The following is a 12190-nucleotide window of genomic DNA, read 5'->3' as shown; positions in this document are numbered from 1 at the left end:
CGCCGACACCACGGTGCGACTCTGGGACGTCACCGAGCCGACCGACCCCCGCCAGCTCGGCCAGCCGCTCACCGGCCACACCGGCGCCGTGACCTCACTGGCCTTCACCGGCCGCGTCCTCGCCACCGGCAGCGCCGACACCACGGTGCGACTCTGGGACGTCACCGAGCCGACCGACCCCCGCCAGCTCGGCCAGCCGCTCACCGGCCACACCGGCGCCGTGACCTCACTGGCCTTCACCGGCCGCGTCCTCGCCACCGGCAGCGCCGACACCACGGTGCGGCTCTGGCAGGTTTCCTGAGGCCCGGCCGGCGACCGGAGGAGGCGGCCTCGGTGGTCGTCCTCCCGGCCATCATCGGGGGCTACGGCGCCGAGGCGGTGTCCAAGGCGGTGTCCGAGGCGGCGGAGGCTGCCGCGGCATCGGGTGGGGCGCCCGGCTGGGTGGATCGATCCCGGCCGGGCCCAGCCCCCGCCGCGCGGCGATCAGGCCGCGCAGGTAGACCACCGCCGCGATAATCACGGTGATGTCGTCGATCAGTCCGATCGGCCCCAGCGGAATCTCCGGGACGGCGTCCACCGGGGAGATGACGTAGGCGAGGCCCGCCAGGGTCGCCACGAGGCCCCGCAGCGGCAGCCGGTACTTCCGGACGACAACCAGCGCGGCCACGGCCAGCGCCAGGATGATCACGACGAGGACCCCGAGGGCGATGAGCAGCCCGGTTCCGACGTTGTCACTCATCGCTGCCCACCACTCATCCCTGCCCACTGTCGTTCATCGCTGTCCGCTCCCGCAAGATCGGCCGGATCCGTCGGCTCATCGTGTCATCACTCGATGGATCGTCACCGATCCCTCGCGATGATCCTCGATCAGGATGCCCACCCGGCGCCATCTCGAACATCGGAACAGCATTTTCATCCGGCGGACGCGTCGGTGGCCGCGCCGGTAGGCTTCGCCCTGTGTCCCGGACGGATTCCCCGGTTTCGCCCGGGCGGCTGCTGGCCGTCAGTGACGTGCATGTCGCCTACCCCGAGAACCGGCGGATGGTGGAGGACATCGCACCCGGATCATCCGGCGACTGGCTGATCCTCGCCGGTGACGTCGCCGAGACGGTCGCCGATATCGAGACGACGTTCAAGCAGCTCAGCGGGCGTTTCGCGAAGGTTGTCTGGGTGCCGGGGAATCACGAGCTGTGGACTCCCAAGCAGGACCCGGTGCAGCTGCGCGGCGAACATCGCTACCGGCATCTCGTGGAGATCGCCCGCGGGCTGGGTGTCGTCACCCCGGAGGATCCCTATCCGGTCTGGGAGGGCACGGGCGGTCCCGTCGTCGTCGCGCCGTTGTTCGTGCTCTACGACTACACCTTTCGTCCCGCCGAAACGGCGACGAAGGAGGAGGCGCTGGCCCTGGCCCGGGAAAGCGGGATCGTGTGCACCGACGAATGGGTGCTGCACCCGGACCCGTATCCCACCATCGACGCCTGGTGCCAGGCCCGGGTCGCGCAGACCCGGGCGCGCCTCGGCGACATCGATCCGACAATGCCAACGGTGCTCGTCAACCACTGGCCACTCGTCCGTCAGCCCACCGCGGTACTGCGGTACCCCACATTCGCGCTGTGGTGCGGCACCACGAGCACGGCCGACTGGCACACGCGGTTCCGGGCCAGCGCGGTCGTCTACGGTCATCTGCACATTCCCCGCACCACCTGGTACGACGACGTCCGCTTCGAGGAGGTCTCGATGGGCTACCCCCGGGAACGCGCGGCGTGGGGCAAGCCATGGTCCGGGCTACGGCAGATCCTGCCCTTCCCCGCACCGCCGGCCCGCCGGGACTGAGCGCGATGCCGGGATCGAGTTCCACGCCGGGATCGAGATTGGCGCCGGGGGCAGGCTCGGCGCCGCCGAGGGCGCCGGCTTCGACGTCAGTAACGGGTACCGGGGTAACGGGTAGCGGAGTAAAGAGGGTGGATCCGCGCCTGCTTGCGAGCCTGCTGCCCGCGGCGGCCGTCGCCGTCGAGGCATTCGAGGACGATCCCTCGGCCGTGCTGTTCCCCGAGGAGGCCGCGCTGCTGAGCCGCGCGGTCGACAAGAGGCGCCGCGAGTTCACCACCGCCCGGGTATGCGCGCATCGCGCGCTGGAGGGGCTCGGGCTTCCGGCGGCGCCGATCCTGCCCGGTTCCCGCGGCGCACCCGGCTGGCCGGACGGAGTGGTGGGAAGCATCACCCACTGCGCCGGCTACCGGGCGGCCGCGGTGGCCCGGGCGGCGGAGGTCCACACCATCGGCATCGACGCCGAGCCGAACGAACCCACACCCGGCGGGGTGCTGAAGGAGATCACCGTTCCCGCCGAGGAGGGCTGGCTCGCGGCCCTCACCCGCACCCGCCCGGCCGTCTGCTGGGACCGGCTGCTGTTCAGCGCCAAGGAGTCCGTCTACAAGGCGTGGTACCCGCTGGCGGAACGTTGGCTTGGCTTCGGAGACGCCGCCCTCGTGATCCACCCGGGCACCGCACCTATGGGCCCGCCGGCGCCGGGCCCGGCCGCCCGGGGCACCTTCACCGCGAAACTCCTGGTGGCGGGGCCGCGGCTAGCCGGCGGTGAGCTGACCGGCTTCGACGGTCGTTGGCTCTCGGCCCGCGGCCTGCTGGTCACCGCGATCACCGTGCCGCACCTGGACGGCACCCCCGTGACGACGGCATCCCCCCAGACGCACCCTGCCTATCCAGAGGGATAAATCGGGCACGAAAGGCTCTGGAAAGACAAGGAACCGGATCCTGGTCAACCGCCGCCGCACGGACCCGCCGAACGCGACGCTAGGCAGACGCGACGCTAGGCAGAGTCGTCCACGTCCACGACAATCTCCCCGCCCAGCACGAAGCCTCCGGACAGACGCAGGTCGTCACCGCTCCAGAACCGCCCCGGGTCGTACCAGTTCGGATGGCGACCGGACGGCAGCAGGCCCATCGCCTCGTAGGTAACAGCCACGACCTCGGCGCAGTACGCGGTCTCCAGCGCGTACTCGCTCATCATCCGGCGGGGACGCGGAAGCCGGCCACGCAGCCAGCGTGTCGCCAGCCGGGCCGTGGACGGAAACGGCGTGCCGTCGAGCCGTGCGACGGTCCGCAGCACGGCATCCTCCTGCTCGGCGCGGACCGCGGGCTCAAGCTGACGCAGCCAGGCCCGCTGGCCGTAACGGCGCGCCCAGACCTCCACCGCCGCACGCAAGTCGTGCAACTGCACGCCGCGCTGATGCGTGCCCGCCCAGACGTCCGGCAACGATTTCCCCAGCTCGGCGTGCCACATCAGCGGCGGAAGATCGTCAACGACCACCGCCATGCCGACATGGTTCACCGGGCTGTTGGTCGTCGTCTGGATCGCCCGGTCCACCGCCGTGCGGCCGCGGAACAGCCACAGGTCGCCGGTCCGCGTCAGTTCCAGGGCATCGGCCAGGCTGATCCGCGAATCAGGCATGCCGGTAGCATGCCGCAGCCGACGCAAGGGCGCCCTAACCTGGACGGATGAATCGCGCTCGATGGGGAAAGCTGCTCGGCGTGGCCGGACTCGCCGGAGTGGCCGCCACCGGCGTGCTCGTCGCGCGCAGCCAGCGCCGGCGGGTCGCCTACTCCCCCGAGGAGGTCCGCGCCCGCCTGCACGCGCGGCTGGCCGCGTCCGACGCCCCGCAGGCCGACGAGAATGGTTCCACCCTTACCTGATCCTCGGCATCGGGCTCACGGTGCGTTCTCACTCCGGACCCGCCGGACCCGCGCAACCGGCCGCGCGGCGCCGCAAATCGCTGGACGGCACGACTGGGAATGATGAGATCGAGCCATGAGCACCCGTACCTTCCGCATCACCGTCCGCGGCGCCTTCGACGGGCTGACCGATGACCAGCGCACCGAACTGCTGGCCCACGCGGCGGAACACGACATCCTGCAGGCCGCGTTCACGCCGAAGGGCAGCCTTACCTACGACATCGCCACCAGGCCCTTCTTCACCTTCCGTTTCTTGGATTCCGGCGAGACCGAGGAGGACATGGTGGCCGCGACCGACCGTGCGCGGGCGACCGCCGCAGCCTGGCTGACCGAACGCGGCTACCGCTACAAGAACCTCCGGTCGCAGGCCGAGGATCTTTCCGAGGTCCCGTTGGGTGCCCGTGGACGGCGCGCCGCCCGACAGATCTGACCGGGTCTCTGGGCGCGGGCAGCCGCGGTCGTCGCCGAGCCGCGGATCGATGCGGAGATGGTCGATGGTGTCGTAACCGTGGGCGGAGGAGGTGAAGATCGGCCCGAGCGCGAAGCCGGACGCGCCGAGCCGGCGCACAGACTTACTGCGGTCTTCGGGTCTGGGAGGCTCCCTGAGGAACGTTCACCGCCCGTTCTGGAGGGCACGGACGGTGCGCCATCAGTGCAGCGGGACGGTGTTGAGCGCCCGGTGCAGGCTGCCGAACTGCTTGTGATGTTCATCGAACGGCACCGCGACGGTCTGGATCCCGAACCGGGACAGCACCGGTTCGGTTCAGGGCGCACTCGCCGTGGATACCAGGGCGGCCGGCTCCGGCCGGAGGACCGCTTCTGATTCCGGCCGGAGGACCGATTCCGGCGGCGCGAAGGCCGGCAGGAAGAACACCCCCGCGGCGAAGGCGGCGACCATGTCCGGTGCCAGCGGACAGACGGCGAGATTGATCGTTCGCAGGGCGTCGACCAGCGTCGTCTCCCGGCCGGCGACGCCGTCGCGTTCCACCACCGCCGGGGCGTGCAGCCGATCGGCGGCGACGAGGGCGATCCCCGGGCCGAGGCCGAGCCAGGAGTTCAGATGGGGCTGGCCGTCACGCCGCAGCTCGTCGCGAACCCGCACCACGTGACCGAAGCTGGCCAGCAGATGCGGACGCAACAGCCCCCAGACTGCCGGGCTGATCCGCCAACTGGTGCCGAGGACGGCCACATCGCCGCAGCTCACCAGATCCCCGCCTTCCAGGAACAGCGGCTCCGGGACGCGGACCTCGGCCGATCGGCCCCGCAACCCGCGCAGCACGGCCGCCATGACGACTGTCTCGCGGGCCCGGTCCCGGCGCCGCAACCGGCCGACCGCGACCGCTTCACCGAGATCGACATAATGATCACGGGGAAACATCAACCCGGCCAAGGGACGCAGGGCGTAGCTCTCGTCCGCCTAGTCGGGACCGATCACGCCGCGGGCGGCGCCGGGGTCGAGCAGCAGCCGCGGCTGGCGCAGCACCACCGGCACCAGCGCCGGCGCCGACCAGTCGTGGAGCGCCTCGCGGGCGGCGGCCATTCGCAGGTCGTCCTCGGCGCTGACCGCGCGGACGGCGAGCTCGATCAGGACCTCCCGGGGCAGCGCCGCGAGGATCTCGGACGGGGCACAGGGACGGGCCCCAAGGTCGGCGAGCGCCGCTCGCACCGCGGCGGACTCGGCCGCGGCCCGGACCGGGTCGTAGGACGGACGGGGTGCCAGGAACACCGACGTCTCGGCCGGCTGCACCACCGTCGGATTCTGGATGAGAACCGTCGGCCCGGTCATCCGGTGACCAGGTAGCGACCGCACCGGCCCGGCACCCCCAACACCGACACCCCCGCCGCGACGGCAGCACCCGCCACGGCGCACCCTCGGCCCCCATCAGCCAACGAGGAGAAAGGAACGGAAAAGCGGAACACAGCCGCGGGGAGAGCGTGGAAGCAACAGCCGCAGACAGATCGACGGCGATGTCCGTACTCGCCCGCCGGACGCCGACCCATATGCGAAGAATCATCTGTCCAATTTCTCGCTGGCGCGTTCCACCTCGGCATTATGCGACCGGGACGCGGAGCCCGGGATACCGCGGGTACGCGACGTGCCGATCGGGCAGGCGTTTACGTGTTCATAATCAGGGTGAGCGACGGCGGCAACGGAATTAGATCCGCATGACAGCCGCGCCGAACGGAGCCCCTGCTGCCGCCGCCGCCACGCGCACCAGCCCGGCGGCGCGTGCCGCCGTGGCCTCGGCGTCCATCGGGGTCGAGCCGACCGCCAACACCTCGCCGATGCGGTCGCCCGACGAGCGCAGCGGCGGGATGGACGTGCCAGGGGTGACCGCCAGCGATACCCGCCGCACCCCGGGCACCGCCCGCGCGACCTCGACGCCGTCGACCGCGTCGACCCGACCGGGCGGGGCACTCAGGAAGCGGATCGCCGCGGCGGCGCTCGCCACCGCGGCCGGCGCGGGCTGCCCCCCAGAGAGGATCTCCAGGTAGTCCGCGACCAGCGAGGTTCCGTAGGCCAGGTCGATGAGTTCGACCAGGCTGTCACCGGGGATCCGCCCGGCGCACTCGATGAGCACCGGGTCGTCCGGGCAGCGGGCGGTCAGCATCCATTCGGCGTGCAGGATGCCGTCCCGGAAGCCGATCGCCGCGATGAGACGCGTCAACGCGCGGCTCAGCACGGCGGTCCTGGCCACGGGTCCGGGGGCCGGCACGACGTGCCCGGTCTCGACCGGGTGCCGCCCGGGCAGCACCCGCTTCGCCGTCACGTTGACGAAGCTCGGCACGCCGTCGCGAACCAGCGCCTCCACGCTGAACTCCGCGCCGACCATCCGGCTCTCCACCAGGTAGCGCCAGTGCAACGGGCGGTTGGGAAGCGCGCCGTCGTCGAGGGCGGCAACCGTCGCCGACCAGATGGCCGCCAGGTCGAGCGGCCCGTCCTCCACCGCGTCGAGGATCTGCACGCCGAGGCTGCCGTGCCGGTTGGCGGGTTTGAGCACCACCGGGCTCTCCACCCCGAAGGCCGCGAGGTCACCCGGGCCGAAGACCTCCCTCCAGCGCGGGGTCGCGATGCCCGCCGCCGTCGCCGCCCGGCGCAGCTCGATCTTGTCTGACAGGCATCGGGCGGCCCCGACTCCCGCGCCCGGCAGGCCCAGTGCGGCCGCGGCCAAGGCCGCAGCGGGGACGCTGTACTCCAGGGCCGGGACGACGGCGGTAAAGGGTCCCCCGGTGGCCGCCGCGGCGAGCACGACGGGGAGGAAGTCCTCGCTCTGGTGGTAGGCCGCCGGGAGCAGGGCCGCCACGCAGGGCAGCTTCTCGACAGCCGGCCGCACCCGCCGCCGGTCGATCAGATCCGGGTCCTCGACGAGGGTGACACTGCCCGGCGGCAGCGCCGAACCCAGCTGGTTGAGCAACGCCTGCCCGAATCCGATCACCAGGACACGCACGGGACGGTCTCCTCTCTTGGCATCCTCCCCGCCCTCAAGGACGGGGCCTGCGCGCTACGTTTCCCGGTCACGTCGTCAGGCCTCGACCAGACCGCGGCCGCGGAACCCGGCGGCCGGATGCCTCCACACGATCCTTGACGTCGAAGGGAAGGACATCGAGGGGAAGAACGGACGCCGCATCGGCCGGTGACTCCGCGGGCGCGCCCGGTACCACTGCGGAGCCCCGGAAGAATGCGACAGAAAAAGGCACCGTTGCTTCGACCACGACCGCTCTGAACAATAGTGGAAAAAATATCGTATGAATTTCTGAGATTTTCGACAGGTTCGCCCTGGATCACTCATCCGGGGTTCGATCCGATAGCCCGGTGAAATTCGGAGTGGAACATTCGCCGTCCACCATTGAGATCCGTCAGGAGACGTTCCATCAGCATCACTCGGACGATGCTAACAGCCGCACACGACGGACGAGGTGGCAACCACGGAGCACCGGAAATGGTTACCCCTACTTAACATAGCGATCATGCAGCGGAGGACGCCGTCGGGAGACCGGCCGACCAGGCTCGGGGCCGGCCGGCTCCCCGGATCAGGACGCGCGGGCTCCCGGCCCGCACGGACTCCGGAAGACCGGAACCAGCAGCGCGCCGCCACGAGTCGTCACGAGTCGTCACGAGTCGTCACGAGTCGTCACGAGTCGTCACGAGTCGTCACGAGTCGTCAGGCAACGAACTCGCCGACCAACCAGACGAGCACCATCGCGACGCCGGCGGCGAGCTCCACGACCACACCGACCCCGAAGGCGACAATCGCGGCCCAGGTCGTACGGCCCGCCGCTCGCGCATCCCCCAGCCGCGCCAGCTCGGCCAGGTAGATCCCGACCACTCCACCGATCAGGAGCCCGACGACCGGCACCACAAAGAAGCCGATGATCGCGCACACCGCGCCGATGGCCAGGCTGGGCCACGGCACCCCCCGACCGGCGGTAGCCCGAGCCGGCAGGACGTGCTTGGTGAGCACCCCGATCACGAACAGCGCGGTCATGAACGCCAGCACGATCCAGCGGCCGACTCCCCCACCGTCCGCGATCACCCACCACAGACCCGCGCCCCAGACCAGGACGAGGCCCGGTAGTACCGGGAGGACGACGCCAACCAGGCCGACGGCCATCACCAGAGCGACAACGAGCAGCCCGCCGGTACTTATGGCGCGACCTCCTTCACCGGCATCTCCCGATCTCCCGATCTCCCGCGACGGTAGCGTTGCTCCCCACCGCCGCGGCAGCACTGTTCTCCGCCATATTGTTCTCCGCCATGCGCCGACCCACCCCGGCGAAGGCGGCACGCAGTTCGGCAGGGGCGAGCACCACGACCCCGTCCGCCAAGGCACACAGTTGGCTGAGCGCCATCTGGAGCCCCTCCGTCGCGAACTCCACCTCCCGCCAGCCGTCGGCGTCAGGCGGGCCCGCCGCGGCGACGGCCTCCCGCGCGGCCAACGGATCGACGACCTGCCGCAGGCGGGTCAATGCAACCGGGGATAACCGCAGCCGACAGGTCCAACGCAGCAGGGTCCGGGCGAAGTCCTCGTTCGACGCGGCCCACCAGCGGACGAGGTCGAAGCCGGCGGGCCGCTCGAAGGGCTCTGGCCGGACCATCGCGTGCCTCAGCCGCGCGACGCGATAGCTGCGCACGTCGGCCCGATGACGGGCGACAAGGTACCATACCCCCGCCTTACACACGAGCCCGAGCGGGTCGAGCCGGCGGGCGACCTCGCGGTCCCGCCGGGCGTAGCGGACGTCGACCCGATGCCCGGACCAGACCGCCCCGGCGACGGTGGCCAGGTGCGGGACGGCCTCGTCGCGATGGAACCAGCCAGGCGCGTCGAGGTGGAATCGCTCCCGTACCCGCGCGGCGCGCTCGCGGGGTTCCGGCGGGAGCGTGGCGAGGAGCTTGGTCCGGGCGGCCGCGGCGGACGCCGCCATCCCGAGTCCGCCCAGCACCTCTCCCCCCGCCCCGGCGAGGACCAGGGCGGCCGCCTCGTCGCCGGTCAGGCCGTCCAGCCGGGTGCGCCACCCGTCCAGCAGCCACACCCCACCGGCCCGCCCGGTCTGCGTCCACAGCGGCACGCCGGCCGCCTGCAGGGCGGCGATGTCACGGTGCACGGTGCGCACGGACACCTCGAGCTCGGCGGCCAGTTCGGCGGCCGTCGCCCGCCGCACGGCCTGCAGATGCAGGAGCAACGCGGTAAGCCGACTCGATCGCACGTCTGGGAAGCCTAGCCGTGAACCAGGACAGCAGATGGCAGAGTTTCCGGGTCACGATGGCGCGGTGACGACATCCTGGCGCGACTTCGAGACCGCGCAACCCGCCCTCGCCGAGACCGCACGCACCCGGTTCGCGGCATTCCGCCATCACATCCTGGCCACCGTGCGTGCCGACGGCTCCCCGCGCACGAGCGGAATCGAGACGAACTTCCGGTTCGGGGAACTGTGGCTCGGGAGCATGCCGGATGCGCGCAAGTCCCGGGACCTGCGTCGCGACCCCCGGTTCGCCCTGGCCGCCAATCCCGGGCCGGGCCAGGACCTGGCCGGCGGCGACATCCGCGTCTCCGGGCGGGCCCGGTGAATCGACGATGAGGAGGTCCTGGCCTCCTTCGCCACCGAGATCGGCCCGCCGACGCCGTTCGACCTCTTCCGCGTCGAGCTCACCGAGGTGGTCCGCACGAGCGTCGACGAGCCGGCCGGGGAGATCGTGCTGGAAAGCTGGCAACCGGGCTATCAGGGGGTGCGGGTGCAGCGCCGTGGCAACGGGCCGGTGCGCGAAGACTGGGCCGAAGACGGGGCCAAAGAGTAGACCATTGCAAGCCGCGAGACGGCGTCAACATCGTTGACTATCATGATGCCATCAACGACGAGACCAACGATCCCACGGCGCCCCGGTCCGACGACGAGAGCCCAGGCTCCGAGGACACCCGGGAGGGTGACGCCGGCACGGACGATCCCGGCGCTGACGAGCCCGGCACGCACGATCCCGGCACGGATGACGACGAGCCGGGGGGCATTGGGACCGCCGGCGCGGAGACCGGTAGGCGGCGAGGTCGGCGGGTCGGTTCCCGGCGGACCCCGCGGGGCACGCTGTCCCGGGAGGTGCTGCTGGCGGCGGCGATGGAGGTCGTGGACACGCACGGCGCGGGCGCGTTCAGCATGCGGGCCCTCGGCGCGTTCCTCGACGTGGATCCCACGGCGATGTACCGACACTTCACGACGAAGAACGCGCTGCTCGACGCGCTGACGGACACGGTGATCCGCGGGATGGAGGAGCTGCCGGAGACCGACGACCCCCGCCGGGACATCCGGGAGAACTTCCGTCAGCTCCGGCGCTCCCTGCTGGCGCACCCGACCCTGGCGCCGCTGGTGCTGCGCCGCCCGCCCGGGGTGGGCGCCTACTGGGAGCGGGCTGATCACGCGGTCGCCCAGCTTCACCGCGCGGGCATGGATCCGGCCGACGCCGCCAACGTCTACCAGACGCTGCTCTTCTACACCCTCGGCCACACCCTCAGCGAGGCCCGCCAGCTCGCCCGGGCCGTGGAACGGGAGGGGGCCGGCGCCCGCGGCGGCCCGGTCGCGGCGGTACGCCCGCCGGCCGAACACCATCCGGACCTCTCCGAGGCGGCACCCCATCTACGGGAGGAGAACGAGGCCCAGTTCCTCGCGGGCCTCGACCTCATCCTGCGCGATCTCCCCCGGTAGCCGCGCCCACCCACGATGCCGGTTCCCGCCGTCACGCGGACACTCACCGGCGGGCGCTGACCGATGAGGGCTCACCGATGGGGGGCTGACCGGCGCGGGGCCCGGCTGTCATGCGCTGAGCTGGAGGCGTGGCCCGGCGAACGTCGCCATGATCTCATCAAAGGTTACCTCCGGCCGGTAGCCGGCACCCGGCGCTTTTTCACCTCGCCACCGGAGCGCGTCGAACTGCAAGGTCCACAGTTCGCTCTCCGTCGCCGGAAGCGCGACGACGACCGCATCGTCCTCGTCGTCCATCTGCCCGGTCAGCCAGGAGACCTGGTCCGACGGCAGCGCACAGACATACACCACCTCGCCCGCGGCGTTCGCCCGCACGGCGCGCAGTTGTTCCGCCTGGCTGTCCACGCCCAAGGCCGCGCCCAGACGCTCGGCGACCAGCTGCCGTTCCCAGGCGTCGGCATCCTGCGCGATCCGGACGATGACACCGCGCACCTCCAGCTCAAGGTGGATCCGCAGGTTGACGTCGGTGTCTCCGTCGAAGTACCAGGCGATCAGATCCGGCAACGCGGCACGAATCTCCTCGGCGGTCGTCTCGGCTGCCACCAGACCAGGACACTGCGGCGACCAGGCCGACCAGCAGGGGCCGTCCCGGCGAACCAGCACCGATACCGCCCTAGACACTATCGATCACCTCCAACGCCTCCTCGACCGTCAGCCCCACCTGCTTGACCAGTATCTGCCGGACGACCCCCGGCCCGACGGTGATCCGGTCATGAAAAGCGAGACGAAGTCGTGGACGTCCGTCCGCCTCCAGCCACCGGTGAGCTGAACCGTCCTGTTTTGTCACGCGATATCCCAATCGTCCAAGCACTCGCAGAAGCTGACGCGCCTTCAACGAGGGAAACTCCCCGGTCACGGAGAGCCGGCGGCCAGGAATGAAACCAGAAGAATCGCACGGATGGTCGTGCGGGCGAATGACTTCATCTCGATACTCCACGTCGTGGTCAAGGACGGGACGTCTCCATGGTAGCCGAGAAGAGAAGCAGGACAATAGGAGTCGAAATGAAATAACTTGCGCGTTTCGAACCCTCCACAGGCCTGTGACCTGCGATGATGCTCTCGATCACGTATTTGTTACTTCATTACGTCCCCCTACTGCGATGAGTCCACGGAACTTGATGTCAGGTAGGTAGGGTAGGGTAGAGTAGGGTAGATCCTTCGCCATTTTCCCGAGTCTATGGGGACGTAATGAAGT

Annotated in this window: 15 protein-coding genes and 2 pseudogenes; 7 read left to right on the top strand and 10 right to left on the bottom strand. The window is 70.6% G+C overall.

From position 1 onward, the window contains the following. The coding region (locus ACY5KJ_RS06585) for a WD40 repeat domain-containing protein (RefSeq protein ID WP_462202991.1) at nucleotides 1-301 on the top strand (301 nt) is incomplete at its 5' end. A gap of 51 nt (nucleotides 302-352) precedes the next feature. On the opposite strand, the gene ACY5KJ_RS06580 is transcribed toward ACY5KJ_RS06585, so the two are convergent. After that, nucleotides 353-739, bottom strand: coding sequence for a YkvA family protein (locus ACY5KJ_RS06580; protein ID WP_462188494.1), 387 nt, complete (start codon nucleotides 737-739; stop codon nucleotides 353-355). Nucleotides 740-957: 218 nt separating this feature from the next. On the opposite strand from ACY5KJ_RS06580, the gene ACY5KJ_RS06575 reads away from it, so the two are divergent. Together ACY5KJ_RS06575 and ACY5KJ_RS06570 are read left to right on the top strand one after the other, a co-directional pair. Next, nucleotides 958-1833: a metallophosphoesterase family protein gene (locus ACY5KJ_RS06575; RefSeq protein ID WP_462188488.1), complete on the top strand. Its 876-nt coding sequence runs from the start codon at nucleotides 958-960 to the stop codon at nucleotides 1831-1833. Nucleotides 1834-1973: 140 nt separating this feature from the next. Further along, nucleotides 1974-2729, top strand: a complete 756-nt coding sequence (locus ACY5KJ_RS06570; protein WP_462188493.1) for a 4'-phosphopantetheinyl transferase family protein — start codon at nucleotides 1974-1976, stop codon at nucleotides 2727-2729. A gap of 95 nt (nucleotides 2730-2824) precedes the next feature. Here ACY5KJ_RS06570 and ACY5KJ_RS06565 read toward each other — a convergent pair whose 3' ends face one another. Beyond that, entirely contained in the window at nucleotides 2825-3466 is a 642-nt protein-coding gene (locus ACY5KJ_RS06565) for a hypothetical protein (protein ID WP_462188487.1), read from the bottom strand. 47 nt (nucleotides 3467-3513) lie between these two features. Here ACY5KJ_RS06565 and ACY5KJ_RS06560 point away from each other — a divergent pair, with 47 nt between their 5' ends. Both ACY5KJ_RS06560 and ACY5KJ_RS06555 read left to right on the top strand, forming a co-directional pair. Beyond that, nucleotides 3514-3708, top strand: a complete 195-nt coding sequence (locus tag ACY5KJ_RS06560; protein WP_462188486.1) for a hypothetical protein — start codon at nucleotides 3514-3516, stop codon at nucleotides 3706-3708. Nucleotides 3709-3823: 115 nt separating this feature from the next. Continuing rightward, nucleotides 3824-4177, top strand: coding sequence for a DUF6204 family protein (locus ACY5KJ_RS06555; protein ID WP_462188485.1), 354 nt, complete (start codon nucleotides 3824-3826; stop codon nucleotides 4175-4177). Nucleotides 4178-4204: 27 nt separating this feature from the next. On the opposite strand, the pseudogene ACY5KJ_RS06550 reads toward ACY5KJ_RS06555, so the two are convergent. From ACY5KJ_RS06550 to ACY5KJ_RS06525, 6 genes and pseudogenes are all read right to left on the bottom strand, one after another. Continuing rightward, nucleotides 4205-4348 (bottom strand): annotated as a pseudogene (locus tag ACY5KJ_RS06550) (alpha-amylase); the annotation flags it as partial. 162 nt (nucleotides 4349-4510) lie between these two features. Beyond that, nucleotides 4511-5146 (bottom strand): arginine deiminase family protein, encoded by a 636-nt coding sequence (locus ACY5KJ_RS06545; protein ID WP_462188492.1) that lies wholly within the window; start codon nucleotides 5144-5146, stop codon nucleotides 4511-4513. A gap of 18 nt (nucleotides 5147-5164) precedes the next feature. Beyond that, nucleotides 5165-5533: a hypothetical protein gene (locus ACY5KJ_RS06540; RefSeq protein ID WP_462202990.1), complete on the bottom strand. Its 369-nt coding sequence runs from the start codon at nucleotides 5531-5533 to the stop codon at nucleotides 5165-5167. Between the two features lie 370 nt (nucleotides 5534-5903). Further along, entirely contained in the window at nucleotides 5904-7196 is a 1293-nt protein-coding gene (locus ACY5KJ_RS06535) for an ATP-grasp domain-containing protein (protein ID WP_462202989.1), read from the bottom strand. A 714-nt stretch (nucleotides 7197-7910) separates the two neighbouring features. Then, nucleotides 7911-8360 (bottom strand): DUF456 domain-containing protein, encoded by a 450-nt coding sequence (locus tag ACY5KJ_RS06530; protein ID WP_462188409.1) that lies wholly within the window; start codon nucleotides 8358-8360, stop codon nucleotides 7911-7913. A 49-nt stretch (nucleotides 8361-8409) separates the two neighbouring features. Next, complete coding sequence (locus ACY5KJ_RS06525; protein WP_462188405.1) at nucleotides 8410-9453, bottom strand: helix-turn-helix transcriptional regulator; 1044 nt, start codon at nucleotides 9451-9453, stop codon at nucleotides 8410-8412. Nucleotides 9454-9487: 34 nt separating this feature from the next. Between ACY5KJ_RS06525 and ACY5KJ_RS06520 the strand changes: the two are divergent. Together ACY5KJ_RS06520 and ACY5KJ_RS06515 are read left to right on the top strand one after the other, a co-directional pair. Continuing rightward, a pseudogene (locus ACY5KJ_RS06520) lies at nucleotides 9488-10042 on the top strand (pyridoxamine 5'-phosphate oxidase family protein). Between the two features lie 293 nt (nucleotides 10043-10335). Then, nucleotides 10336-10938: a TetR/AcrR family transcriptional regulator gene (locus tag ACY5KJ_RS06515; RefSeq protein ID WP_462188406.1), complete on the top strand. Its 603-nt coding sequence runs from the start codon at nucleotides 10336-10338 to the stop codon at nucleotides 10936-10938. 108 nt (nucleotides 10939-11046) lie between these two features. On the opposite strand, the gene ACY5KJ_RS06510 is transcribed toward ACY5KJ_RS06515, so the two are convergent. Beyond that, nucleotides 11047-11616: a hypothetical protein gene (locus tag ACY5KJ_RS06510; RefSeq protein ID WP_462188407.1), complete on the bottom strand. Its 570-nt coding sequence runs from the start codon at nucleotides 11614-11616 to the stop codon at nucleotides 11047-11049. Next, nucleotides 11609-11851 (bottom strand): type II toxin-antitoxin system HicA family toxin, encoded by a 243-nt coding sequence (locus tag ACY5KJ_RS06505; protein ID WP_462202988.1) that lies wholly within the window; start codon nucleotides 11849-11851, stop codon nucleotides 11609-11611. The genes ACY5KJ_RS06510 and ACY5KJ_RS06505 overlap by 8 nt, the downstream gene beginning before the upstream one ends. Between the last annotated feature and the right edge of the window lie 339 nt (nucleotides 11852-12190).

The organism is Frankia sp. CcWB3, assembly GCF_977927595.1.
This window is presented reverse-complemented; position numbering and strand designations above follow the sequence as displayed.